This is a genomic window from Acidovorax sp. (genome assembly GCF_016783915.1).
Lineage (GTDB): Bacteria > Pseudomonadota > Gammaproteobacteria > Burkholderiales > Burkholderiaceae_C > Acidovorax.
Window position 1 is genome coordinate 1 of sequence record NZ_JADHVT010000058.1, and the last position, 24556, is coordinate 24556.

The window sequence follows — 24556 nt, forward strand, 5'->3', positions numbered from 1 at the left end:
GACGTACTGCGTCGCCATCAAACTCAACGCCGGGCTGGTTTTCCTGTCCGATTCCCGCACCAATGCCGGCCTGGACCAGATCAGCTCATTTCGCAAGATGATGGTCTACGAGAAGGCGGGTGACCGCTTCATGGTGCTGCTGTCGGCGGGCAACCTGTCCATCTCGCAATCGGTGCGAGAGATCTTGCAGACCGAACAGATCAAGGACGGCGAGTCGGGCGAAGCCATCACCATCTGGAATGCCAAAAGCATGTTCGACGCCGCCCGCGTGCTGGGCGCCGCCGTGCGCCACGTGCACGAGCGCGACGGCGCGGCCCTCAAGCGCTCGGGCGTGGACTTCAATGTGTCCATGGTGTTTGGCGGCCAGATCAAGGGCGAGGGTATGCGCCTGTTCCAGGTGTACTCGGCAGGCAACTTCATCGAGGCCACGTCCGAAACACCGTACTTCCAGGTTGGCGAATCCAAATACGGCAAACCCGTGCTTGACCGCGTGCTCACGCCCGAGACCCCGCTGGACGAGGCCGCCAAGTGCGCGCTGGTGTCGATGGACAGCACGCTCAAGTCCAACCTGTCGGTGGGCCTGCCGCTGGACCTGGTGGTGTACGAGGTGGACCGCTTTGCCACCGACAAGGTGATCTGCATTGACGAGAACAACCCGTACTTTCGGATGCTGCACGACAGCTGGGGGCAGAAGCTGCGCCAGGTGTTCGACAGCATCGAAGACCCCGCCTGGACCGGCGGCGCTACCGAGGTGCCGATCATGGTCAGCCCAGCGCGCAGCAAGCCACTCAAGAAGATCACCAACCATACCGACCGGCTGATCTGACGCCCTGCAGGCCAGCGCACCCCACGGCACCCGGCCGCGTGCGCGCCTGCACCACGGCCCCGCCACCCCGCCATGCCCTCCATGCTCCCCATCGTTTTTTCGCACGCCAACAGCTTTCCGGCCAGCACCTACCGCGTGCTGTTCAAGCACCTCAAGACCCGGGGCTTTGAAGTCAGCCCGGTCGAACGCTATGGCCACGACCCGCAGTACCCGGTGACCAGCAACTGGCCACACCTGGTGCAGCAGCTGGCCGACTTTGCAACGGCGCAGGTGCAGCGCCTGGGCCAGCCGGTGTTTCTGGTGGGGCATTCGCTGGGCGGCTTTTTGAGCGTGATGGCCGCCGCCCGCCACCCCGAACTGGTGCGCGGCGTACTGCTGATCGACTCGCCCCTCATTGGCGGCTGGAAGGCCAACGTAGTCAGCGTGGCCAAGCGCACCCAGGTGGTGGGTTCGATATCGCCGGGCCGGGTCAGCCGCCAGCGGCGGTTCAGCTGGGCCAGCAACGAAGAGGCGCTGGAGCACTTTCGCAAGAAGAAGGCCTTTGCACGCTGGCACCCCGAGGTGTTGCAGGATTACATCAACCATGGCCTGCAAGACCACGATGGCAAACGGGTACTGGGCTTTGACCGCGCGGTGGAAACAGCCATCTACAACACCCTGCCGCACAACCTGGGCCGCCTGCTGAGCAAGCACCCGCTGCAGTGTCCGGCCGCCTTCATCGGCGGGCGCGATTCCGAAGAAATGAAGCAGGTCGGCATGGCCATGACCCTGCGTGTCACCGAGGGCCGCACCATGATGCTGGACGGCAGCCACCTGTTTCCCATGGAGCAGCCCGTGGCCACTGCAGCAGCCATCGAGGCTGCGCTGCTCAACCTGGCCGCGCTCACGCCCCAGCAGCGCTGAGACGTTGTGGACGGCCCCTGCGCAGGGTCGCCACGTTCCGCCAAGCCACCAAATTCGGACCGCTGGGCACAAAAAAACGCCCCACACAGCCCCCGGATCAGGGCAAACAGGGGACACATGCCGTTCGCCAATCCCCTACACTGGCGAAATTGTTACAGCGTGATACACCCGACATGTCTGCACAGACCCCGACGGCCGGGCGCCTACCCGCGCTCAGCTTTGCCTTGCTGGCCGCCTTTGTGATTGCAACGGCGGTACGCACCCACAACGACACAACCATCGCCATCGTCATCGCGTCGGTGCTGATGTTTGCCTGCTGCTGGACGAGTGCAGCGCATCTGCTGGGTACCCGCGCCGCCCTGCAGTTTGTATTGATCGCGGCGAGCCTGGGCTGGTTTGCCGAGCAAATGGGCTCCAGCCGGGGCTGGTTCTTTGGGCACTACACCTACACCGATGTGCTGGGCCCCCGCCTGCTGGACGTGCCACTGGTCATCCCGATGATGTGGTTTGCACTGACGTATGCGGGCTATGTGATCAGCAACCTTATCGTCTGGCAATCGGCGGTGGACGGTGCGCCCGGCTTGGGCAATGCCGCCATGCTGTCATTTCTGGCAGCCATGATCGTGACCGCGTTCGACCTGGGCGCAGACCCCTACTTTGTGTACACCCTCAAGGCGTGGATCATGGCCAAGACCGATGGCGCTTGGTTTGGCGAGACCGTGCAGGGCTTTTTCGGCTGGGTGTTTGTGGCTTTTGTGATCATCTTCAGCTTTCGCATGTCGGTGCGCCAGCTACCCCTGCAGTCCGCCAGCCCCTTCCTGCGGCGCCACGCCATGGTGCCGCTGACCATCTACGCTGCCGGCATGGTGTTCCAGATGATTCTGGGTAGCCCGGTGGAAATCCGGACCATCGCTGCATTCGCCATGGGCATCCCGCTGCTTTGCGCACTGGCGGGCTTCCAACGCTGGCGCGCTCCGGGTAATGTCACGGCATGACCAGCAAGCCCCACAGCCCCCTGCTGCCAGCTGCCGATCTGGCGCCCATGCAGCACCACGCCGACCCTCTGGCTGACGCTGCGATTGCCAAGATCCTCGGGACCTGGCCCGCAGGAGACGTGGCCACCGACGCTCCGCAATGGGCGCACATCAACACGGTGAACCTACTGTTCAGCCAGTGGACCGACAACGCCACGCTGGCCACCTGGCAGGCGACTGAAGGCCCGGTGCAAGTGGGAGATGGCCCCCAGGCCGCCCGAGGCTATGTGACCGCCGTGATGGCAAAGGCGCTCAACGACTACGTGCAGACCGCCCGGGTGCTGCCGTCCTGGGCCGATACCCGCAAGATCGAGCGTGCCGAAAAACTTTTCATGGACCACGGGGCGCTGTCTTGCATCCTGCTGTTCTGTGCCAGCCTGCCCGAATGTTACGTGGTCCCGGACCTGTCGAGCGTGTTGCACACGACCGGCCAGCTGGAACAGAACACCGAATACCGCATCCGTTCCACGGCGGCCATGATCTTCCCGGTGATGCTCCACGGCGGCCTCAGCACAACAGGCGCGGGGGTGGCGCAAGTGCTCAAGGTGCGGTTGATCCACGCCACGGTGCGCAACCTCATCCTGCACGGCAGCCCCCAACATGCCATGGCGCAATGGCAGGCGGGAGGAGACGGACTGGTGGTGCCGCGCGCCGCACCCGCTGGTGGCGGCCGGTCCGTGATGTACCAGACCCTGTACGCGCGCGGCTGGAACCTGGCCGCCAAAGGCCTGCCCTGCAATCAGGAGGAGCTGGCCTACACACTGCTGACCTTCGGCTACGTGTTCCTGCGCAGCATGCGCCGGCTCGGCCTCGGGTTGCCACCCGGCGACCAAGAAGCCTACCTGCACGCCTGGAACGTGGTGGGCCACGTTCTTGGCATCGACCGCTCCCTGATGGTGGAAACGATGGCGCAGGGCGACGCACTGATGGCGCTGATGCAGGCCCGTGGCCGCGCCGAGCCGGTGACGCCCGATCCGCGCCCGGCGCTGGGGCAGGCTCTGATGCAGACCATGGCCAACGCGCTGCCCTGGCGCATCGTCAAGCCCTTCCCGCAACTCATGGCCCGCTACCTGTGCGGTCCCGCAACTGCTGAGGACCTGGGGCTGAACCACCCGGTGCCCTGGCTGTCGGCCCTGTTGTTCTGGTGCGTTCTGCTGCTGGCGCGTGCCCTCGATGCCGTGGTAGGTCTGCTGCTGCCGCGTTTTTCGATCGTGCGCATGCTCACGCGGGCGCTGGGCTACCACTTCATGAGCCGGGTACTGATGAGCCAGACACGCCCACTGCAACTGCCCACCGAACTGCTCAACCAGGTGGACACCGTGGTGCACAGCTGGAGCGACGACCCCCATGCCCCCCGCTGGCTTAACCGCATCGAGGACCGGCTGACCACTACCGGCAGCTGGAGCCGGGACCTGGCCGGCAAGGCAAAGCCCGCGTCGGCGGGCAAGACGGGCCAGGCGCAGCAAACCACATCGCCGTAGCCGCCACGCCGATGCAATCGCTGCCGCGCAACCTCCCGATGCTGACCCGCCTGTGGCGCGGGCGTTGCGGCGTGGCAACGTTGGTGCTGTGTCTGCTGGTACTCATAGCTGCAGCCTTGCCCCGGAGCGCGCAGGCGGGCGAACCCTTGGTGCTCACGCACGACAGGCCGCAAGTGAATGCCTGGGAGGCCATCACCCTCAAGGCCGACCCTACGTACCAGCTCTCGGTGCAGGACATGCTGGACCGCCTGGACGAGTTCAAGGCACCAGCACGGAGCAGCAATTCACTGGGTGTGCACAAGGCGGCCATGTGGCTGCATATCCCCTTGGTTGCGCCAGAGACGCCGCGCACCCCGTGGGTGGTCAACATTGGCTACAGCTCACTGAGGGCCGACTTGTATCTGGCCCAGGGTGGCAAGGTGTTGCAGCAGGCCCGCGCACGCCAGTCCGATCCAGCGCAGCTGGCTGGCCGCACGCCTGCGATGGCCTTCGACCTGCAGCCTGGGCAACGTTACGACCTGCTGATACGGGTTCAGGCCACCGGCCCGCTGATTCTGCCCATCACGGTCAGCGAACTGCCTGTTCACCTGCGCCAGGCCCTGGCCGAGCAGATGCTGCAGGGCCTGCTCAACGGGCTGGCCTTCTGCCTGTTCGCATACAGCCTGATCCAGTGGGTCACGCAGCGTGATCGCATGTTCGGCTTTTACGCGCTGGTGGTGCTAGGCAGCGCGGGCTTTTCGCTGCAGTTCTTTGGCGTCGGTCCGCAGTATCTGTGGCCCGACAACCCGTGGATGGACCGGTATTCGGGTCCGGCAGCAGGGCTCACGGCACTGGCAGGCTCATTCCTGTTCCTGGGCCATACGCTGGCCGGTGACACCCCTGGCAGCTGGTACGCACGCACCATGCGTGTGGGCGCAGGCATCACGGCGGCGGTCTGCATAGCCTTGGTGCTGGGCTGGTTGAGTGTGCCCATCGCCATTGCGTTCATGAGCCTGGCGGGGGCCCTTCCCTCGCTCATCAGCCTGCCTGCCGCCGTGGCGCGGGTACGGCAGAAGGACCCCATTGGCGCCACCCTGCTGGTGGCCTGGATCGCCTTTGGCGTGGCCGCCGGAATGATGGTGTGCCTGGTGCAGGGCTGGGTTCCTGCCAACTTCTGGACGCTGCACTCGTTCCAGCTTGGCGCCACGTCAGACATGCTGCTGTTCTTTCGCGTGATGGGCCTGCGCGCCCGGGCCGCCCAGGCCCAGGCCCAGGAGGCCATGCGTGAGCGCGACCTGATGCAGTCACTGGCCAACACCGATCCGCTTACAGGCCTGAGCAACCGGCGCGGCCTGCAGCACGCCCTGCACGCCGCGCTGGCCCACTGCTCGCCCCAGCGGCTGGTCGCGGTGTACCTCATAGACCTCGACGGGTTCAAGCCCGTCAATGACGCACACGGCCACGATGTGGGCGACGACCTGCTGGTGGCCGTGGGCCACCGTCTGCTGGCCAATGTGCGGCACCAGACCGACCTGGTCGCTCGGCTCGGCGGTGACGAATTCATCATCATGGCCCGCGACCTGGCCACGCCCGAGCAGGCCGAGGACCTGGGCCGATCGCTCCTGCGGGCCTTTGAGCACCCGTTCACGCTGAGCCACCTGCGCATCCAGGTGGGCCTGACCATCGGGTACGCGCTGGCCCCCCTCGACAGTGACGACCCGCAGGGCCTGCTGCGGCATGCAGACGCCGCGATGTACGCGGGCAAACAAGGCGGCAAGCACTCGGTGCGGCGCATCCTTGCCACGGCAGCACTGGCATGACGACGATGCATCGCAACGCCCTGCACCCCGGTCGGCCGACACCCTGTCGCCCCCTGATGTGGCTGCTGGTACTGGCACTGTGGCAGGTGCTGGCCCTGCCCACCGCGCGGGCCGCTGACTCCAGCCCGCTCGTGCTGCCAGCCGATGCCCGCCCGGTCAACGTCTGGTCTGTGGCCACCATGCTGGCCGACCCTTCGCTGCAATGGGGCGTGCAGGACGCGCTGGCACGTCTGCCCGAGTTTGCAGAGCCCCCCAGCCGTGGCGGTAGCCTGGGCGTGCGCAAGGAGGCCATCTGGCTGCGCATGCCGCTGATGTCGCGCGTCGTCTCGGGCAACGAATGGATCGTCAACATTGACTTTGCGGTGCTCAACGAAGTTGACATCTACCTGACCACGCAAGGCCGGTTGGTGCAACACGCGGCGCTGGGCAACCTGCGCCCTTACTCCGAGCGCCCGCTGCGCGGCCGTACACCGGCAATGACGCTGGACCTGGCGGCCGACACGCCCTATGAACTGCTGATCCGTGTGCAAACTTCGGGCGCGATGATCCTGCCCATCACACTGAGCAAGGCGCCCTACCTGGTGCACCGGTCGCTGCGCGAGCAGATGTTCCAGGGAGTGCTGGCCGGGTTGGCTCTGTGCCTGGTGGTCTACAGTTTCACCCAGTGGGTCAGCCAGCGTGAAAAGCTGTTCATTTACTACTGCATGCTGGTGGTGGGCAGCGCCGGGTTCTCGCTGCAGTTCTTCGGCATTGGTACCCAGTTCCTCTGGAGCGACAGGCTCTGGATCGAAGTCCACGCAGCTGGGGCGGCGGGGCTTCTGGCCATTGCCGGCTCTTTCCTGTTCATGGGTCACGCGCTGATGGGCCACACGCCGCACAGCAGGTTCCTGCGGTGGATGAAGGCGGGCGCAGTGCTGAGCCTGGTGCTGCTCGCGGCCTTCCTGCTCGGCCTGATCAACACCCGGACCACCACCGCCATCATCAGTGTCCTGGGGCCCCTGCCCTCGCTCATCAGCCTGCCCATTGCCATAGCACGGGCACGCCAGGGAGACTCGGTCAGCACCACGCTGCTGGCGGCCTGGGTCGCATACTTCACGGCGGCTGTGACCATGGTGTGCCTGGTGCAAGGCCTGCTGCCGGTCAACTTCTGGACGCTGCACTCCTTCCAGCTCGGCGCTGCGGCTGACATGCTGCTCTTCCTGCGCGTGCTTGGACAACGCTCTGCCGCCTTGCGCCATGCTGCCTCCGAGGCTCTGCGCGAGCGAGACACCATGCGCTCGCTGGCCTACACCGACTGGCTGACCGGGCTCAGCAACCGGCGAGGTATGCAAATGGCCCTGCAATCGGCACTCTCACAGGCCAGCCCCCAACGCCTGGTGGCTCTCTACCTGATGGACCTGGACGGATTCAAGCCGGTCAACGACACCTATGGCCATGATGTGGGAGACGACCTGCTGGTGGCCGTGGGCCACCGGCTGCAGGCCAACGTGCGACAACACACCGACCTGGTGGCCCGTCTGGGCGGGGATGAATTCATCGTCATGGCACGCGAACTTGCCACGCCCGAACAAGCCCAGGAACTGGGGCAGGCCTTGCTGCATGCGTTTGAACAGCCGTTTCGGCTGAGCCACCTGACCATCCAGGTCGGCCTGACCATCGGCTACGCGCTGGCACCGCTGGACAGCGACGATGCTCAGCATCTGGTCCGGCTCGCGGATGCGGCCATGTATGCAGGCAAGGAAAGCGGCAAGCACTGTATCCGTCGCAACCCTGGCGAACTGGCGCTGACTTCATGATCCCTTCGCGCTTCTGTGGCCTGATGCGCCGCCCAATTCTCGCAAGCTGCTGGTGGCGCACTGCCGGCATGCTGGCGGTGCTATGCCTGCTGCTGGGCGCCCTGGTGCCGCGCGTCAGTGCCGCGCCGCTGGAGCTGCGGGATGACCAACTCTCCATCAACGCCTGGCCCTCAGTGACCGTGCTGCCGGATCCGTCGGGCACCCTGCTCTTGGACGATGCCTTGGCTGCGCTGGCGCGCTTTCAGCCACCATCGGGCACCAGCGGCACCCTGGGCGTGCGAACTGAACCTGTGTGGGTACGCATACCGCTTGCCGTACCCACCACATCCAACGGCCTGTGGGTGCTGGACATCGACTACCCCGTGCTGCAGCGCATCGAGGTGTACCTGGCTTCGGAAGGCCACCTGACCCAGCAGGCCACCCTGGGCAGCCTGCAGCCCTACACCCAGCGCCCTCTGCGCAGCCGTACCCATGCGTTGCCGCTCACGATGCTGCCCGGGCACACCTACGACCTGCTGCTGCGCGTGGAGACCCGGGGCGCAATGGTGCTCCCCATCACCCTGAACAAGCCCACGACCTGGCACAGCAACGCCCTGAACGAGCAGATGCTGCAAGGCATCCTGACCGGGCTGGCGCTGTGCCTGCTGATCTACAGCCTGGCGCAATGGCTCAACCTGCGCGACGTGCTGTTCATCCAGTACGCGCTGCTGATTGCAGGGAGCCTGCTGTTTTCGCTGCACCTGTTTGGTCTGGGCACGCAGTACCTGTGGCGCGACATGCCGTGGGTGGAGTTGCATGCAGCCAGCCTGGCCGCGCTCACTGCCACCTGCGGCTCCTTTCTCTTCATCAGCCAGGCCTTGGCGGGTGACCGCCCCCGCAGCTGGCTGCTGCGCAGCATGCGTGGCGGTGCGGTGCTGTGCGTGGTGCTGGCCGCGCTGTATGCACTGGACTTGCTCAGCACCCGCGCAGTGACAGGGATCGTCAGCATCCTGGGGCTGGTGCCCGCGCTCATGGGCATTCCGGGGGCGGTACGCCGCGCGCGCCTGGGCGACCCGGTCGGCTCCACCCTGTTGCTTGCATGGCTACTGTATTTTTTGGCCACCGCCACGGTCATTGGCGTGATCCAGGGCTGGGTGCCGGTGAACTTCTGGACCTTGCACTCCTTCCAGTTTGGCGCCACGCTGGACATGCTGCTCTTCATGCGGGTGCTGGGATTGCGCACCAAGGCACTGCGGCTGGAGGCGCTGGACGCCAACCGCGAGCGTGACGTGATGCGCTCGCTCGCCCACACCGATCCGCTCACCGGCCTGCCCAACCGGCGCGGGCTCAACATCTCGCTCGCGTCTGCCCTGTCGCGTTGCAGCGCAGAAAAAATGCTGGCGGTGTACGTGATGGACCTCGACGGGTTCAAGCCCGTCAACGATCAACATGGCCACGACGTGGGCGATGAACTGCTCGTGGCCGTGACCCGGCGCCTGCAAGGCCATGTGCGCCAAAGTGACCTGGTGGCTCGCCTGGGTGGCGATGAGTTCGTGGTGATGGCTGGACAGCTGCACAGCCTGCAGCAGGCGCAAGAGCTGGGCCACAAGCTGCTGGATGCGTTCCGCTCGCCGTTTTCGCTGAACAACGTGCAGGTGGAGATCGGACTGACCATTGGGTATGCCATCGCACCCCACGACAGCACCGACGCGATAGGCCTGCTCAAGCTGGCCGACGCGGCCATGTACAGCGGCAAGCAGGGCGGCAAGTTCTGCCTGCGGCGCAACACGGGCGACCTCGCGCTGTCTTCAGCCTAGGGCATGGCGCAGAAGCGGGCTGAATACACACGCCAGCCATTTCTGCCATTTCCCTCTGGTCAAAGCGCGACAGCTCCGGTACACCCGGGGCTTCGCAACTTCCTGAAGGATCACTCGCCATGGCCCATCGCAAAAGTCCCGCCCGCCTTGCCAAAGACGCTCGCGTCGCACACTTTTTATCGTTGGCGGCAGGGCAGTCGGCTCTGGGCGCAGCACAGGCCAGCGGGCCGGTGCTCACCTGGGAGGCCGTTGCCGCCCTGGAAGCACGGCTGGTGGGGCGCATCGTGCTGCCCTCCAGCCCCGACTACAACACGGCGCGGCAGGAATCGAACCCGGCTTTCCAGTCGTACCCGGAAATCATCGTCTTTTGCGCCTGCGAAAACGATGTCCTGGAGTGCCTGGCCGTGGCCCGCACCTATGGCGTGTGGGTGGCCGTGCGTTGTGGTGGCCACAGCACCGCTGGCTACTCGGTCAACAGCGGCATGGTGGTGGACCTGAGCGACCTGCAAGGCGTGGTGCTGGACCCTGCACGCGAGCGCGTACATGTGCTGCCGGGCACCGACTTCGACCACTTCAATGGCGCCATGAACCACACCGGCTGGCACGTGCCCACGGGCGCCTGCGGCAGCGTGTGCGTGGGTGGTTTTGTGCAGGGCGGTGGATACGGCTACACCTCGCGCGCGTTCGGCATCCAGAGCGACCTGGTCGAATCCTTCCGTGTGGCGCTGGCCAGCGGCACCATCGTCACGGCCAGCGCGCAGGAGCACCCCGACCTGTACTGGGCCCTTCGCGGCGGCACGGGTGGCAACTTTGGCGTGGTGCTGCAGGTGACGTACCGCATGCAGCGGCTGGACCAGGTCTGGGCCTGGGCCATCAGCTGGGACGCCACCCACGCGGCCCAGGTGCTCACGCTGATGCAGGCTGGCTACATGAAGACCGGTGCGCCCGACGCCTTGGGCTACATGATGAACCTGGGGTTCCAGAACGGCGTGCCGGTGTACATGGTGCAGGGCATGTTCTGCGGCACCCGAGAGGACGGGCTGGCGGCCATCGCGCCGCTGATGGCTATTCCGAGCGCGCAGCTGCTGGTGGACAAAACTGGCACCTACCCCGACATGAACGTGTGGCTGGAGGATCACCCCTACACCCTGCCCGACAACCTGCCCGACGGCATTGCCGAAACCAAGGCCAGCGGGTACATCAATACCCAGCTGTCACCCGCCGACTGGCAACGCATCATCGACTACTTCAAAACCTCGCCCAACCCCTGGTCACTGGCCTATCTGGAACCCTACGGCGGCGCCATCAACCGCTACCCGGTGGCCGACAGCGCCTTTGTCCACCGCAACGTGGATGCAGACCTGGTGGTGGATGTGTTCTGGCGCAACCCTGCGGAGCGCGCCCAGATGGAAGCCTGGCTGGACGGTTTCATGCAACTGGTGCGGCCGTTCCTGAACGGGCATGTGTACCAAAACTACCCGGATGCGCGGCTGACCGACTTTGCCTCGGCTTACTGGGGCCCTGCCTACCCTCAGCTTCAGCGGGTCAAGGCCACCTACGACACCGGCAACTTTTTCCACTTCCAGCAAAGCATCCGGCTGCCGTGAGGCCGTGACGCGATGCTCCCGCCCTGCGGGTGCACAGAGAGCAGCCCGGAGAATCAGGCTGTCTGCGCGTAATGCAGGCGGCCCTTGCCCGCGCGCTTGGCGGCGTACATGGCCTGATCGGCACGGTTCATCAGCGCGTCGATATCACCCTCCAGCGGCGGGTACACCGCCACGCCAATGCTGGCGCCAATGCGCAACTCGCGCCCGTCCACCGTCATGCCCTGCTGCAGGGCGTCGATGATGCGGTGGCCTATGGTGTCGGTCACTTCGCGGGTCACCTCGCGGTCCAGCATCACCAGAAACTCGTCGCCCCCCAGCCGCGCCATGGTGTCGCCCGCACGCACTGTGCTGGCAATGCGCTGGGCCACGATGCGCAGCACCTCGTCGCCCGCGCGGTGGCCCTCAGCGTCGTTCACGTGCTTGAACCCGTCGAGGTCAATGAACAACAGCGCCACCGCCCCCTCGGTGCGCCGCGCATGCAGCAGCGACTGCTCCAGCCGCCCCTGGAACGCGGCCCGGTTGAGCAGGCCGGTGAGCGAGTCATGGTTGGCCAGATAGTGCTGCTGCCGCGCGATCTGGATCTTGGCGGAAACATCCTGCACCAGCGCCATGATGGAGGTCACCTGGCCGTCAGCGTCCGTCAGGGCGGAGTTGAACCACTCGCAGTGCACCTCCGTGCCATCGCTGCGTACAAAACAGGTTTCGGCCCGGTTCTGCGACTCCTGGCCAGACTGCAGCCGTTGCAGCGCCTGCTGCAGGCTGTCGTCCATCGATGCGGGGGCCAGCAGGTCCGTCAGCAGCCGCCCCTCCAATCCCGCCACATGCAGCCAGCCCAGCAGTTGCACCGCGCGTTGCGAGCAATGCAGCAGCTGCAGCTGGTGGTCCATCTCCACCACGGCCAGGGGGCTGTTCTCCATGTGGGATGACAGGCGCTGGTTGGCGGCGCGCAGCGCATTCATGGTGACCTGCAGCTCGTGTACGTCCAGCGCAGTGGTGATGAAGCCTTCAATGGCGCCTTGCGGGTTGTGCCAAGGCGTGAGGCAGATGGTGCGCCACTCGTCAAAGCCGTAGGGTGTGCGCAACATGCGCTGGTACTGCACCCGCTCTCCGCTGAGCACGCGGTTCACAAACGGCATGAAGCGGGCGCAGTCCTGTTCACCGTAGACTTCCACCAGCGTCTTGCCAACCAGTTGCTCCGGTACGGTGCCAAACCAGCGCGCGTATTCGTCGTTCACGTAGATCATCGACAGACTGCGGTCGATGACAGCCATGGTGGCGCCCGCGCTGCGGGTGATGACATCCAGCAGGCCCGCCTTGGACCACGCCTCCTTGCGGGCGGTCTCCGGGTGCGTGGACAACTCAGGCGCTTCTGGCGTCATGCGGCAATACCCCAGTGGGGGAGAGGATCAGCAAAGAGGCGGCGTCACACACCGGGAAAGGGTGATTGCACAAGGTGCGGCCGCCTGGGCGTAACTGTCTGTGAACGTCAGCTTAGCACTTTCGTCAGGCGCCCTCGCTCCCGGTCCACCCTTGCCGCAGGCGATGTGCCTAGCGGCAGCACCGGTAGGCCAGCCCCACTGATACCGAATAGCCCACCGGCTGCATGGTCAGAGGGCTGCGACGCGCATCACCCTGCAACTGGGACACCCGGGCCGCACCCAGCACCACCCAATGCCGGTTGAGCGCCGTCATGACCTCCACCCCGGCATCGACGCTGTACAGCCCGCCACGCGGCTCGAACGCAGGCAAAGGGCTGCTGCCGCCTGCTGGAACCCCAAAATGACCACGCAGGTAGGTGCGGTCGCCAAAACTTGCACCCGCCCCGAAGCTGACCTTGGTCTGTTCCGTCACGGGCCAGGTGTAGCCAATGCTGGTGGACCATTGCGCTCCGCCGTCGCGGCCCAGGATGTCCTGGGACACCCCGGCACCCACAGCCCAGCGGTCGGTGATGGCATAGCCCGCACTGATCCGTGCCCGCAGGGTGGAACGCACCGACGGCAATCCCACCAGGATGGGTGCGTCCGACCCGTCGCGGCCCTTGTCAATGCGCAAGGCTGCGCTCAGGCTGAAGCGGTCGCTCTGCGCCAGCGTGGCGCTGGCCCCCGATTCGCGGGGCCCCAGGCCGTGGCCCATGAAGGCGCTGCCGCGCGAGGTGCTCAGGCGAAACCGGCCGTACTCGATGGCCCAGGCGGGCCGCAGGCTGTTCTTGCGGCCATCACCGCCGGCATAGTCGGGACTGCTGCCCACGATGGCGCCGATCGCATAGTTGAACCTGGGCGCTGCTGCCTGCTGGCTCTCTGCCTTGTCGGACACAGCGGTTTCCGTGCCGGAGGTCTCCGGTAAGCCCTGGGCACCCACCCAGGGGCTGGCCCACAAACCGGCGAGCGCCAGCGCCCGCAAGGAAATCAAGGGAGAGGAGACCCGACCGGTAGTGAAACGCATGGCCTGATTATCAGTCGGCCCAGTGCACCCAGCCCGTCCACGCTGTCACCAAAACGATGACGCCGAACACGATGCGGTAATAGGCAAACGGCACAAAGCTGTGGCTGCTGATGTAGCGCAACAACCAGCGCACACACAGCCAGGCGCTGAGGAACGAGAACACCAGCCCGGTGGCGAACAGCGGAATGTCGGCCGCAGACAGCAGCGCGCGCTCCTTGTACAGGCTGTACACCCCGGCTCCAATCAGTGTGGGGATGGCCAGAAAGAACGAAAAATCCGTGGCCGCCTGGCGCGACAGGCCCAGCAGCATGCCGCCGATGATGGTCGCGCCGCTGCGGCTGGTGCCAGGAATCATGGCCAGGCACTGCACCAGACCGACCTTGATGGCGTCCAGCGGCGTCATCGCGTCCACGCTGTGGATGCGGGTGGCCGACGGTGGGCGCCGCTCAGCCCACAGAATGATGAAGCCGCCAATGATGAAGGTGCTGGCCACCACCACCGGCGTGAACAGGTGCGCCTTGATGGCCTTGCCAAACAGCAGCCCCAGCACCACTGCCGGTACAAAGGCGATGAACACGTTGAGCGCAAACCGCTGCGCCTGGCGCTCGGTGGGCAAAGCCACCAGGGTGGAACGGATCTTGACCCAGTACACCAGGATCACCGCAAAGATGGCGCCCGTCTGGATGGCGATGTCAAACACCTTGGCCTTGGCATCGTCAAACCCCAGCAACGATCCGGCCAGGATCAGGTGCCCGGTGGAAGAGATGGGCAAAAACTCCGTCAACCCCTCGACGACCCCCATGATGGCGGCCTTGACCAGCAATACAACGTCCACGCGCACTCCTTGCAAATAGGTGCGGGATTATCCGCCGAGGGCTCGCGGACCCGGGCTATGCGCCCGCTTCCTGGCCTCACCGCACGGTCCTCAGCGGCCAAAACCGCCTGCAACTCGCTCCGCGTGGATGCATTTCACTCCTGGTTTTCCGTATTTCATCGCACGGCCCTGGCAGACCCCGGGGCGCATCGGCACAGTTCGCTCCATCGAACCCGCCAGGAGCCCCGCCATGCAAATCACCCCCGTCATCGCCATCCACCTTGCCGCCGCACTGGCCGCTGTCGCCATCGGTCCCATCGCACTGTGGGCGCGCCAAGGCGCCACCCAGCGCCCCCGCCTGCACCGTGCAGCCGGGTATGCCTGGGTCACGCTGATGGTGGCCACCGCCGTGTCGGCCATCTTCATCACTGGCGGCGGCGGCCCGCGTTGGGGCAGCTTTGGGCTGATTCACCTGCTGGTCCCGGTGACGCTGGGAATGCTTGCGATGGCCTTCGTCTACCTGGCCCGCCGCAACATCGTGGGCCACCGCAAGATGATGCAACGGACCTACATCGGCGCCTGCGTGGTGGCCGGGGTCTTCACATTGCTGCCAGGGCGCTTACTCGGCCACACGGTCTGGTCCGCACTCGGACTGGTCTGAACGCCCACCACCACACCACCCTCTTCATTGTTCACAGGACGAACCACCATGCTGCTCAACCTCCTTGTCCAACAACCCCAGATGCTGGGTCGCATCATCGAAAACACGCCCTACTGGGTCTGGGCCTTGCTGGCCGGACTGCTGTGGCTGGGCGGCAGCCAGCTGCTGGCCCGCAGTGTGGGCCTCGTGCGGGCCATGGCCATGCCGGTGGCGATGACCGGCCTGTCGGTGTTCGGCATCGCCTCGGCCTTTGGGGGCGCCGGCCAGGCCCTGCTGCCGGTGGGCGCCTGGCTGGTGACTGCCGTGCTCATCGCCAGAGTGGCGCTGTGGCTGCAACCCGTTGCGCCCCAGGGCACGCTGTACGAGGGTCAATCGCGCTGCTTCTACATTCCGGGCAGCGCCATGCCACTGGCATTGATCCTGGGCATCTTCCTCACCAAATACCTCGTGGGTGTGGAGCTGGCCCTGCAGCCCGCCCTGGCACGCGACAGCGGCTTTGCGCTGCAGATCGCAGCGCTGTATGGCGTGTTCAACGGCCTGTTTGCGGCCCGCGCGCTGCGGCTGTGGAAGCTGGTGCAACGCAGCGCCCCCTTGGCCACATCACCCGCCACCGCCTGAGCCCCCACAACGATCCCTCAGCACAGGAGCCCCCCATGCGCAACCACACCTTCACTACCGATCCCCTCGAACGTCTGGCACGCCGCCGTGCCGGGGCCAAAATGGGCTGGTACATCCATGCCAGCGTGTACCTGCTCGTCAACCTGCTGCTGGTCGCACTGTCGGTGGGCAGCGGGCGGCACTGGGCGGTGTTCCCCGCCCTGGGTTGGGGCATTGGCCTGGCCATCCATGGCGTGGTGGTGTTCTTTCTGGCAGGCGGCAGCGACCTGCACGAGCGCATGGTGCAGGCAGAACGTGACCGCCTTGCTGCTGCGCAAACCCTTCGCTGATCGGCTGACGATGACCTCTAGCTACAAAAACACGGCCATGACCAAAACCTGGATGGCCTGGTGCCTGGCCTTGCTGGCCGCCGCGGTCATCACGGCCAACCCTGCCCATGCGGGCGTGGGTCTCGCAGAGTTGCCCGGGCAGCAGGGCGACGGCCCCGTCACGGTGTTCTACCCCGCACAAGAGACCGACCAGCCCGTGCAGCGCGGCCCCTTTGCGCTGCAGCTGGCCTTGCAGGGCACTCCCGTGCCTGGCAACGGCCGGCTGGTGGTGGTGTCGCACGGCTCGGGCGGCAGCCCCTGGGTACACACCGATCTGGCCCGTGCGCTGGTGCAGGCGGGGTTTGTGGTGGCCTTGCCAGAGCACGCGGGCGACAACTACAAAGACCCTTCCACCCCGGGCCCGGATAGCTGGAAGCGCCGACCCGCCGAAGTCTCCCGCGCCGTGGATGCCGTGGCGCAGGATGCGCGCCTGGCGCCGCTGCTGGCGCTGGACAAGGTGGGCGTTTTCGGAGGGTCGGCCGGGGGCCATACCGCCCTGGTGTTTGCCGGGGGGCAATGGTCGCCCGCCCGCTTCAAGCAGCACTGCGAGGCCCATCTGGCGGAGGATTTTTCGTCCTGTGTCGGCTTCACCACCCGCCTGCACGGCAACTGGCTGGACGGCATCAAAAAGGCCGTGGCCATCACCATCATCCGCCACCGCTTTGGCGACGAGACGCTGTATGCACACACCGACCCGCGCGTGGTGGCCACGGTGGCCGTGGTGCCGTTTGCAGCCGACTTCGACATGGGCAGCCTGGCCACCCCACGCATCGCGCTAGGGCTCATCACCGCAGGCAAGGACGTGAACCAGATCCCACGCTTTCACAGCAGTGCCGTGCTGGCCGCGTGCCAGGACCGCTGCACCCACATTGCCGACCTGCCAGACGGCAGCCACGGCATCATGTTGTCGCCCATGCCGCCGCTGGACCGCATGAACGACCTGACCCGTGAGCTTCTGGGCGACCCGCCCGCCTTTGACCGCAGCGTGCTGCCGCAGGTGGACGCAAGCACGGTGGCCTTTTTTGCCAAGCACCTGCAGCCGCTGAACGCTGCGCCCGTAAAGCCGACCCGGTGAAGCCTACAACCGCTAGCGCTGCCGACAACGTGCCGCCGCCTAGAATGAAAGCGCTATGCATATGACTCCCGAAGACCTCGACCAACTCGCCCGCCGCCGCGCAGGCGCCAAACTGGGTTGGTACACCCATGCGCTGGCCTACTTGGTCGTCAATATGGTGATTTTTGGGATGTCGCGCTACGGCTTTGGTGACCGGCCATGGTCGGTATACCCCCTGCTGGGCTGGGGGCTGGGGCTGGCGTTGCATGGCATCTCGGTGTTTGTGCTGGGCACGGGCAGCGGGCTGCGCGAGCGTTTGGTGCAAAAGGAGCGCGAGCGCCTGCAGCGCGAGCGTGATCGCAGCGGCCTCTGACAGCACCTTCCCCTCCGCAACACCACCATGACCATCGACTGGATCGACAAGCTGCGACGCATGCTGCAGACCATTGCGTTCTGCCTGGCCATTTCCGCCATCCAGTTCGCATTCCAGCCCGAAAAGCCTTACGACATCCCGGCCCGCTACTCGCTGGCCATAGGCCTGCTGACCTGGGCGCTGGTGGACTTTGGACGGCACCTGTTCCGGTCGAGCGAAAACACCGGCTGGCCTGCCGGCATGGCAGGCATTGGGCTGCCCTTGGTCGCCATCATCGTCGGCTATGTAGGCGGCACACTGGTTGGCGACTGGTGGTGCGGCGTGTCGTCGTGGGACGAACGGGGCCGCGCTCAGTTGCGCATCTCCATCGGTATCACGCTGATGGCGGGCATCGCCGCCATCTACTACTTCTATACCAACGGCAAAAGCGCGTGGCTGCATGCCAAGATGAACGAGGTGCGCAGCCAGGCCAGTGAGGCCCAGCTCAAGCTGCTAGAGACCCAGCTAGAGCCCCACATGCTGTTCAACACCCTGGCCAACCTGCGCGTTCTGATCGGCACAGACCCGGTCCGGGCGCAGGACATGCTGGACCGGATCATTGCCTACCTCCGCGCAACGCTGAGCGCATCGCGCAGCACCCAGCACCCGCTGGCCCTGGAGTTTGAACGCCTGCGCGACTATCTGGAGCTGATGGCTGTGCGCATGGGCCCTCGCATGGCCTATACGCTGGACCTGCCCGATGCGCTGCGGGATGTGCCTGTGCCGCCGTTGCTGCTGCAGCCCCTGGTGGAGAACGCCATCCGCCACGGGCTGGAGCCCCAGGTGGAAGGCGGCCACATCACCGTGCGTGCAACCACCCGGCCCAGCCCCCAGGGTCCGCTGCTGGTCATCGAGGTACAAGACACCGGGGCGGGCCTGCCCGCCACCCTGCCCGTCTCAGGCCCCGGCCAGAGCTTTGGACTGGCCCAGGTGCGCGAGCGTCTGGCCACACTGCACGGTGCTGCAGGCGCTCTTGAATTGATAGCAACAGAGCCAAATGGCACCAGCGCTACCGTCACATTTCCTTTGAAATCTGCCACTGCACCATGACAGAGCGAGCCCCGCATGCCCTGATTGCCGAAGACGAACCGCTGCTGGCCGCGGCCCTGCAGCAGGACCTGGCCCGCGCATGGCCAGAGCTGCAAGTGGTGGCCCTGGTGGGCGACGGTCGCTCGGCGGTGCGGCAGGCGCTGGCCATGCGGCCCGACGTGCTGTTCTTCGACATCCGCATGCCCGCCCAGAGTGGCATCGAGGCCGCCGCCGAACTGGCCGACGCCTGGCCGGATGACCTGCCCTTTCCGGCGCTGGTGTTTGCCACGGCCTACGACCAGTACGCCGTGCAGGCGTTTGAAGCGCAGGCGGTGGACTACTTGCTCAAACCCATCCAGGCCGACCGGCTGGCCCGCACCGTGGCCAAGGTGCAGGGCCTGCTGGCCCAGCGCACACCTGCCAGTTCATCTACAGCCGCTGCACCCCCAGCTGCACCTTCGGCAGCATCGCATTCACCCGAACTCGAAGCCACCATGGCCCAGCTGCGCGCGTTGCTCGGCGCACCCGGCCTGGGCATCGCGCCCGCCGCCGCGCCTGCTTCTGCCGCAACACGGCTGAGCGTGATTCAGGCCAGCCACGGCACGCAGATCCACATGGTGCCGGTGGCGGAGGTGGTGTACTTCGAGGCGGCCGACAAATATGTGCGCGTGCTCACGGCTGAGCGTGAATACCTGATCCGCACCGCGCTCAAGGAGCTGATCGAGCAGCTCGACCCGCAGGAGTTCTGGCAGGTGCACCGCAGCACCCTGGTGCGCGCCACGGCCATTGCCACCGTCACGCGCGACGAGGCGGGCAAGCAGCACATCAGCCTGCGCGGGCGGCCCGAGCGGCTGCCGGTGAGCCGCCTCTACGCGCACCTGTTCAAGGCGATGTAGCTGCGCCCTCAGTTCAAGCGGGCGGCAGCGCCTCCCAGCGCCCAGCCACATTCTTCAGCAGCGCATTCACTGCCGTCAGGCGGCGGCTCTTCACGTCGATCAGGCTGCGCTGTGACGACAGCACGGTGGTCTGGGCCGCCAGCACATTCAGGTAACCCACGGTGCCCGCACGGTACTGGTTCTCCGCCACGTCCAGCGCACGCTGGGCGGCGGCGGTGGCCTCGCGCTGCAATTGTTCCTCCTGCGCCAGCGCAGCGGCGGCCGTGAGGTTGTCCTCCACCTCCTGCAGCGCGGTCAGCACCGTCTGGCGGTAGGCGGCCGTGACCTGTGCGTGGTTGGCGCGGGCCGTCTCTACGGCGGCACTGCGCGCGCCGCCATCAAAAATCGACGCCGCCAGCGCAGGCCCCAGCGACCAGAACAGGTTGGGTGCACTGAACAGGTCCGCCAGCGGCGCCCCCCGGTATCCGCCCGCTGCCGACAGCGTGAGCGTGGGGAAATACGCCGCACGGGCCACGCCGATCTGCGCGTTGGCAGCGGCCATGCGGCGTTCTGCGGCAGCAATGTCGGGACGGCGCTGCAGCAGGTCGGACGGCAGGGCTTGTGGTACGGTCGCAGGTGCCGGCAATGTGGCCGTGGCCTCCAGCGCGAAGGCGGCAGGCGCCTGCCCCAGCAGCGCCGCCAGCGCGTGCTCCAGCTGGGTGCGCGTGGTTCGCGCCTCCAGCAGTTGCACCTGGGTGGACTTGTATTGCGCCTCGGCCTGCGCCACATCGGCGCTCGAGGCCACACCCGCCGCCTGGCGGTTGCGCGTCAGCTCCCAGCTGCGGTCGTAGGCCTTCAGGGTTTCGGCCAGCAGCGCGGCCTGTGCCTCCGCGGCACGCAACGAAAAATAGGTCTGTGTCACGGTGGCCTGCAACGACAGGCGGGCGGCAGCCAGGTCGTCGGCGCTAGCCTGGGCGCTGGCCTGCGCCGCATTCACCCCGGCCGAGACGCGACCCCACAGGTCCAGCTCCCAGCTGGCAGACAGGCCCAGCGAATGGCTGGTGCTGATGCGCGCGGTGCTGCTGCCATCCCCCTGATTGCTCAGCTGCGTGCCGCTGCGCGCGCGGCTGCTGCTGGCGTTGGCCCCCACGGTGGGCAAGGCCGCAGCGCCACTGCTGGTCACAGCCGCCTGGGCGGCGCGCAGGCGGGCGGCGCTTTGCGCCAGGGTGGGGCTGTGGGCCTCGGCCTGCTGCTGCAGGCGGTCCAGCACGGCGTCGCCGTACACGGTCCACCAGGCCTCGGGCAAGGCGGTGGAGGCCTGTGGCTGCGCGGGCTTCCAGATGCCCTGGGCCTGGGCGGCGGCCTGCTCTTTGTAGGCGGCCGGAATGTCCATGGTGGACCGCTCATACGGCGGCGTCTGCGCGCAGCCCGCCAGCCACAAGCCGCTGGCCAGCAGCGCAGGCCAGGCGACCCGACGTGAAAAAGTGAAAGAGGTCATCCGTCATTTCCTTGCAATACCACCGGGGCCGCAGGCGCGGCGCCCGCTGGCTTGCGGCGCCGCCCCACCGCGCGCAGCACGCGCGCACGCAGCCGGTCGAGCGCCACATACACCACCGGCGTGGTGTAGAGCGTGAGCCACTGGCTTACCAGCAGGCCACCCACAATCGCAATGCCCAGCGGCTGCCGCAGCTCGGCACCGTCGCCCCGCCCCAGGGCCAGCGGCAAGGCCCCAAAAATGGCGGCCACGGTGGTCATCAGGATGGGGCGCAATCGCAGATTGCACGCGCGGTAGATGGCCTGCGCCGCCGTGACAGGCACCCGGCCCGGCTCGCCCTGCTGGCGTTGCCGCGTGAGGGCAAAGTCAATCATCATGATCGCGTTCTTCTTCACGATGCCGATCAGCAGGATCACGCCAATGAGTGCGATGAGCGAGAACTCGGTCTTGAACAGCATGAGCGCCAGCAACGCGCCCACGCCTGCAGACGGCAGCGTGGACAGAATGGTGATAGGGTGCACCAGGCTCTCGTACAACATGCCCAGCACCAGGTAGATGGTGATGATGGCCGCCAGGATCAGCAACGGCTGGCCCGCCAGTGCATCCTGAAACGCCCCCGCCGTGCCGCTGAACGAGCCGCGCACCGACACCGGCACGCCCAGCTCGGCCACCGCGTTGTTCACCGCCTCGGTGGCCTGCGACAGCGATACCCCCGGCGCCAGGCTGAAGCTGATGCTGCTGGCGGGTGTGCCCCGGTCGTGGTTGACCGACAGCGGTGTGTTGGTGGTGGTGATACGCGCAAACGCCGTGAGCGGAATCTGCTGCCCCTGGCTGTTGACGAAAAAGAAGCCGCGCAGCGTCTCGGGGTTCTGCAGGTAGCGCGGCGCGGCCTCCATGACCACGCGGTACTGGTTGAGCGGGTTGTAGATCACGCCCACCTGGCGCTGGCCGAAGGCGTTGTTGAGTGTGGCGTCGATCTGCGCCATGGTCAGGCCCATCCGGGTCACGGCATCGCGGTCGATGACCAGCGAGGTCTGCAGGCCAAAGTCCTGCACGTCGCTGTTCACGTCCTCCAGCTCGGGCAGCTGGCTCAGCACCTGGCGGATGCGTGGCTCCCAGGTGCGCAGGTCGCCAATGTCGTCGGCCTGCAGGGTGTAGTCGAACGAGGCACCGCTCTGCCGCCCGCCAATGCGGATGTCGCGCTGCGGCACCATGAACAGGCGCGCGCCCGGCTCGTTCTTGAGTTGCTCGCGCAGCCGCGTTATCACAGCTTCGGAGCTCTCCTGCCCGGGCCCGCGCTTGAGGGTCATGAACATCTGCGCCGCATTGCGCTGCCAGCCACCGGTGAAGCCGGTCACATGCTCCACGGCCGGGTCGGACTGCACGATGGACAGGAAACGCTGCAGCCGCTGCTCCATGGCTTGGTAGGACGTGGCCTGGTCGGCCCGTATGAAGCCCGAGATGCGCCCGGTGTCCTGCTCGGGCATGAAGCCCTTGTCGATGGCGGTGTAGAGGCACACGTTGAGCCCCACCACACACACCAGCGCCAGCAGGGCTACGGGCTGATGGCGCAGGCACCAGGCCAGGCTGCGGCGGTACAGGCGCATGCCCCGCACCTGCATACGATCCACCCAGCGACCGATCCGATGGCTGAAGGCCGCAGCCCAGCCCCTGCGCCGCGCCGTTGCCGGACTGTGGGGCTTGAGCAGCGCGGCGCACATCATGGGCGTGGTGGTGAGCGACACCACCATCGACACCAGGATGGCCGAGGACATGACGATGGCGAACTCGCGGAAAAACCGCCCCACGATGCCACCCATGAACAAGATGGGAACAAACACCGCAATCAGCGAGATGCTCATCGACACCACGGTGAAGCCGATCTCGCGCGCTCCGTCCAGCGACGCCCGCAACGCGGTCTTGCCCCGCTCCATATGGCGCATGATGTTCTCCAGCACCACGATGGCGTCGTCCACCACAAAGCCCGTGGCCACCGTGAGCGCCATCAGCGAGAGGTTGTCGAGCGTGTAGCCCGCCAGGTACATCACGCCAAACGTGCCTGCCAGCGACACCGGCACCGCCACGCTGGGGATGAGCGTGGCACGCCCGTTGCGCAAGAACAGGAACACCACCAGCACCACCAGCGCCACGGCGATCAGCAGCGCGCGCTCCACCTCCTTGACGGAGGCGCGCAGCGTGGGCGTACGGTCGGACACCACCTCGATGTCGATGGCCGCCGGGATGGAGGCCTGCAGCGCGGGCAGCAGCGAACGCACGCGCTCCACGGCTTCGAGGATGTTGGCGCCAGGCTGCTTGTACACCTGCAGCAGCACCGCCGGTTTGCCATTGGCCACGCCAAAGTTGCGTACATCCTGCACCGAGTCCACCACCTCGGCCACGTCCTGCAGGCGCACGGCCTGCCCGTTCTTCCAGCGCAGCACCAGGGGCGCGTAGTCGGCCGCCACACGGGCCTGGTCGTTGGTGGCCACCTGCCAGTAGTGGTCTTCCCGCTCCACCGCGCCCAGCGGGCGGTTGGCGTTGGTGCTGACGATGGCGCTGCGCACCTGTTCCAGCGAGATGCCGTTGGACGCGAGCCGCACCGGATCCAGCTCCACCCGCACGGCGGGCAGCGCGCCGCCGCTGACCGTGGCCTGGCCCACGCCCTCGACCTGCGAGAGCTTTTGCGCCAGCACGGTAGAGGCCGCGTCGTACATCTGCCCGCGTGTGAGCAGGTCCGACGTGAGTGCCAGGATCATGATGGGCGAGTCGGCCGGGTTGACCTTGCGGTAGGTCGGGTTGCTGGGCATGCCCGTGGGCAGCAGCGTGCGCGCGGCGTTGATGGCGGCCTGCACATCGCGCGCTGCGCTGTCTACGTTGCGGTCCAGGTCGAACTGCAGCGTGATGGAAGTGCTGCCCAGAATGGAGCGCGAGGTGATCTCGGTCACGCCCGCAATCGCGCCCAGCGACCGCTCCAGCGGCGTGGCGACGGTGGCGGCCATGGTGTCGGGGCTGGCCCCGGGCAGGCTGGCGCTGACCGAGATGGTGGGGTAGTCCACCTGCGGCAGCGGCGCCACGGGCAGCAGGAAGAACGACACCGCACCCGCCAGGGCCAGGCCCAGGGTGAGGAGCATGGTGCCGATGGGGCGGTGGATGAAGGGGGTGGAGAGGCTCATGGGTGGGCTCTCCGGGTGGTTTTTGGATGTTTTTGGCTTGATGCGCTAGTGGAATATGCGCTGGAAGCTATTGATTTTGTAGCGTTTTGTTGCGTGTGCTGACTGAGCCGCATGCCTTTGTTGAGGGCGGAGGCCGGGAGTCGCCCGGCGTGCGAGTCCCTTTCTTTCGCGTCGCCGAAAGAAAGGAACCAAAGAAAGGGCGACCCCACTGTCTGCGTCCCCTGCGCTTCGCTACGGGGCAACCTGCGGTGCTCGGGTTTGGCGGGGTCTCGCTCAACTCGCGCCGCTGCGCGTCGCTCAGACACACGCGAGCCCTGATCCGCCAAACCCTGCGCTCCTCGGCGCATCCACAGGGGCAAGGGGAGCAGAACAT

20 protein-coding genes are annotated in these 24556 nt (G+C 66.4%); 15 read left to right on the forward strand and 5 right to left on the reverse strand.

Features of this window, described 5'->3' with window-relative positions; genetic code table 11:
• The 8 genes from ISS20_RS12515 to ISS20_RS12550 all read left to right on the forward strand — a co-directional run.
• On the forward strand, positions 1-826 hold an 826-nt coding region (locus ISS20_RS12515; RefSeq protein WP_291437026.1), incomplete at its 5' end, for a proteasome-type protease.
• A gap of 81 nt (positions 827-907) precedes the next feature.
• Entirely contained in the window at positions 908-1729 is an 822-nt protein-coding gene (locus tag ISS20_RS12520) for an alpha/beta hydrolase (RefSeq protein ID WP_291437029.1), read from the forward strand.
• Between the two features lie 173 nt (positions 1730-1902).
• On the forward strand, positions 1903-2724 hold the full coding sequence (locus tag ISS20_RS12525) for a carotenoid biosynthesis protein (protein WP_291437031.1): 822 nt from the start codon (positions 1903-1905) through the stop codon (positions 2722-2724).
• A complete protein-coding gene (locus tag ISS20_RS12530; RefSeq protein ID WP_291437033.1) occupies positions 2721-4244 on the forward strand; it encodes an oxygenase MpaB family protein in 1524 nt (507 codons plus the stop codon). Before ISS20_RS12525 ends, ISS20_RS12530 begins: the two co-directional genes overlap by 4 nt.
• Positions 4245-4255: 11 nt before the next feature.
• The gene (locus tag ISS20_RS12535; RefSeq protein WP_291437034.1) at positions 4256-6043 is read left to right on the forward strand and encodes a diguanylate cyclase; all 1788 of its coding nucleotides are present in this window, start codon (positions 4256-4258) and stop codon (positions 6041-6043) included.
• The gene (locus ISS20_RS12540; RefSeq protein ID WP_366828127.1) at positions 6040-7839 is read left to right on the forward strand and encodes a diguanylate cyclase; all 1800 of its coding nucleotides are present in this window, start codon (positions 6040-6042) and stop codon (positions 7837-7839) included. The genes ISS20_RS12535 and ISS20_RS12540 overlap by 4 nt, the downstream gene beginning before the upstream one ends.
• A complete protein-coding gene (locus ISS20_RS12545; RefSeq protein ID WP_291437036.1) occupies positions 7836-9635 on the forward strand; it encodes a diguanylate cyclase in 1800 nt (599 codons plus the stop codon). The genes ISS20_RS12540 and ISS20_RS12545 overlap by 4 nt, the downstream gene beginning before the upstream one ends.
• 119 nt (positions 9636-9754) lie before the next feature.
• A complete protein-coding gene (locus ISS20_RS12550; protein ID WP_291437037.1) occupies positions 9755-11242 on the forward strand; it encodes an FAD-binding oxidoreductase in 1488 nt (495 codons plus the stop codon).
• Positions 11243-11295: 53 nt separating this feature from the next.
• Here ISS20_RS12550 and ISS20_RS12555 read toward each other — a convergent pair whose 3' ends face one another.
• The 3 genes from ISS20_RS12555 to ISS20_RS12565 all read right to left on the reverse strand — a co-directional run bounded on the left by ISS20_RS12555 (position 11296) and on the right by ISS20_RS12565 (position 14519).
• Positions 11296-12621 carry a diguanylate cyclase gene (locus tag ISS20_RS12555; RefSeq protein WP_291437039.1) on the reverse strand — a complete coding sequence of 442 codons (1326 nt, stop codon included), beginning with the start codon at positions 12619-12621 and terminating at the stop codon, positions 11296-11298.
• Between the two features lie 169 nt (positions 12622-12790).
• On the reverse strand, positions 12791-13684 hold the full coding sequence (locus ISS20_RS12560; protein ID WP_291437041.1) for a MipA/OmpV family protein: 894 nt from the start codon (positions 13682-13684) through the stop codon (positions 12791-12793).
• 10 nt (positions 13685-13694) lie between these two features.
• On the reverse strand, positions 13695-14519 hold the full coding sequence (locus ISS20_RS12565) for an undecaprenyl-diphosphate phosphatase (RefSeq protein WP_291437042.1): 825 nt from the start codon (positions 14517-14519) through the stop codon (positions 13695-13697).
• A gap of 229 nt (positions 14520-14748) precedes the next feature.
• Between ISS20_RS12565 and ISS20_RS12570 the strand changes: the two genes are divergently transcribed.
• The 7 genes from ISS20_RS12570 to ISS20_RS12600 are packed head-to-tail and all read left to right on the forward strand — an operon-like array spanning position 14749 to position 19536.
• Entirely contained in the window at positions 14749-15159 is a 411-nt protein-coding gene (locus ISS20_RS12570; protein ID WP_291437044.1) for a DUF2306 domain-containing protein, read from the forward strand.
• 48 nt (positions 15160-15207) lie between these two features.
• Positions 15208-15777, forward strand: a complete 570-nt coding sequence (locus ISS20_RS12575) for a DUF6622 family protein (protein ID WP_291437046.1) — start codon at positions 15208-15210, stop codon at positions 15775-15777.
• Positions 15778-15812: 35 nt separating this feature from the next.
• Entirely contained in the window at positions 15813-16106 is a 294-nt protein-coding gene (locus ISS20_RS12580; RefSeq protein WP_291437048.1) for a 2TM domain-containing protein, read from the forward strand.
• A gap of 52 nt (positions 16107-16158) precedes the next feature.
• Positions 16159-17220: a dienelactone hydrolase gene (locus ISS20_RS12585; RefSeq protein ID WP_291437061.1), complete on the forward strand. Its 1062-nt coding sequence runs from the start codon at positions 16159-16161 to the stop codon at positions 17218-17220.
• A gap of 55 nt (positions 17221-17275) precedes the next feature.
• A complete protein-coding gene (locus ISS20_RS12590) occupies positions 17276-17572 on the forward strand; it encodes a 2TM domain-containing protein (protein ID WP_291437050.1) in 297 nt (98 codons plus the stop codon).
• Positions 17573-17599: 27 nt separating this feature from the next.
• The gene (locus tag ISS20_RS12595) at positions 17600-18661 is read left to right on the forward strand and encodes a histidine kinase (RefSeq protein WP_291437052.1); all 1062 of its coding nucleotides are present in this window, start codon (positions 17600-17602) and stop codon (positions 18659-18661) included.
• On the forward strand, positions 18658-19536 hold the full coding sequence (locus tag ISS20_RS12600; protein WP_291437053.1) for a LytTR family DNA-binding domain-containing protein: 879 nt from the start codon (positions 18658-18660) through the stop codon (positions 19534-19536). Before ISS20_RS12595 ends, ISS20_RS12600 begins: the two co-directional genes overlap by 4 nt.
• Positions 19537-19549: 13 nt before the next feature.
• Here ISS20_RS12600 and ISS20_RS12605 read toward each other — a convergent pair whose 3' ends face one another.
• Positions 19550-21013 carry an efflux transporter outer membrane subunit gene (locus ISS20_RS12605; protein ID WP_291437055.1) on the reverse strand — a complete coding sequence of 488 codons (1464 nt, stop codon included), beginning with the start codon at positions 21011-21013 and terminating at the stop codon, positions 19550-19552.
• Positions 21010-24183 (reverse strand): efflux RND transporter permease subunit, encoded by a 3174-nt coding sequence (locus ISS20_RS12610; protein ID WP_291437057.1) that lies wholly within the window; start codon positions 24181-24183, stop codon positions 21010-21012. Before ISS20_RS12610 ends, ISS20_RS12605 begins: the two co-directional genes overlap by 4 nt.
• Between the last annotated feature and the right edge of the window lie 373 nt (positions 24184-24556).

What these genes read in the sequence shown, in the direction of transcription:
- ISS20_RS12530 (WP_291437033.1), top strand. Translation starts at nt 2,721, where the DNA reads ATGACCAGCAAGCCCCACAGCCCCCTGCTGCCAGCTGCCGATCTGGCG.
- ISS20_RS12605 (WP_291437055.1), bottom strand. Translation starts at nt 21,013, where the DNA reads ATGACCTCTTTCACTTTTTCACGTCGGGTCGCCTGGCCTGCGCTGCTG.
- ISS20_RS12570 (WP_291437044.1), top strand. Translation starts at nt 14,749, where the DNA reads ATGCAAATCACCCCCGTCATCGCCATCCACCTTGCCGCCGCACTGGCC.
- ISS20_RS12520 (WP_291437029.1), top strand. Translation starts at nt 908, where the DNA reads ATGCTCCCCATCGTTTTTTCGCACGCCAACAGCTTTCCGGCCAGCACC.
- ISS20_RS12550 (WP_291437037.1), top strand. Translation starts at nt 9,755, where the DNA reads ATGGCCCATCGCAAAAGTCCCGCCCGCCTTGCCAAAGACGCTCGCGTC.
- ISS20_RS12555 (WP_291437039.1), bottom strand. Translation starts at nt 12,621, where the DNA reads ATGACGCCAGAAGCGCCTGAGTTGTCCACGCACCCGGAGACCGCCCGC.
- ISS20_RS12585 (WP_291437061.1), top strand. Translation starts at nt 16,159, where the DNA reads ATGGCCTGGTGCCTGGCCTTGCTGGCCGCCGCGGTCATCACGGCCAAC.
- ISS20_RS12580 (WP_291437048.1), top strand. Translation starts at nt 15,813, where the DNA reads ATGCGCAACCACACCTTCACTACCGATCCCCTCGAACGTCTGGCACGC.
- ISS20_RS12600 (WP_291437053.1), top strand. Translation starts at nt 18,658, where the DNA reads ATGACAGAGCGAGCCCCGCATGCCCTGATTGCCGAAGACGAACCGCTG.
- ISS20_RS12595 (WP_291437052.1), top strand. Translation starts at nt 17,600, where the DNA reads ATGACCATCGACTGGATCGACAAGCTGCGACGCATGCTGCAGACCATT.
- ISS20_RS12610 (WP_291437057.1), bottom strand. Translation starts at nt 24,183, where the DNA reads ATGAGCCTCTCCACCCCCTTCATCCACCGCCCCATCGGCACCATGCTC.
- ISS20_RS12540 (WP_366828127.1), top strand. Translation starts at nt 6,040, where the DNA reads ATGACGACGATGCATCGCAACGCCCTGCACCCCGGTCGGCCGACACCC.
- ISS20_RS12535 (WP_291437034.1), top strand. Translation starts at nt 4,256, where the DNA reads ATGCAATCGCTGCCGCGCAACCTCCCGATGCTGACCCGCCTGTGGCGC.
- ISS20_RS12590 (WP_291437050.1), top strand. Translation starts at nt 17,276, where the DNA reads ATGCATATGACTCCCGAAGACCTCGACCAACTCGCCCGCCGCCGCGCA.
- ISS20_RS12545 (WP_291437036.1), top strand. Translation starts at nt 7,836, where the DNA reads ATGATCCCTTCGCGCTTCTGTGGCCTGATGCGCCGCCCAATTCTCGCA.
- ISS20_RS12560 (WP_291437041.1), bottom strand. Translation starts at nt 13,684, where the DNA reads ATGCGTTTCACTACCGGTCGGGTCTCCTCTCCCTTGATTTCCTTGCGG.
- ISS20_RS12575 (WP_291437046.1), top strand. Translation starts at nt 15,208, where the DNA reads ATGCTGCTCAACCTCCTTGTCCAACAACCCCAGATGCTGGGTCGCATC.
- ISS20_RS12525 (WP_291437031.1), top strand. Translation starts at nt 1,903, where the DNA reads ATGTCTGCACAGACCCCGACGGCCGGGCGCCTACCCGCGCTCAGCTTT.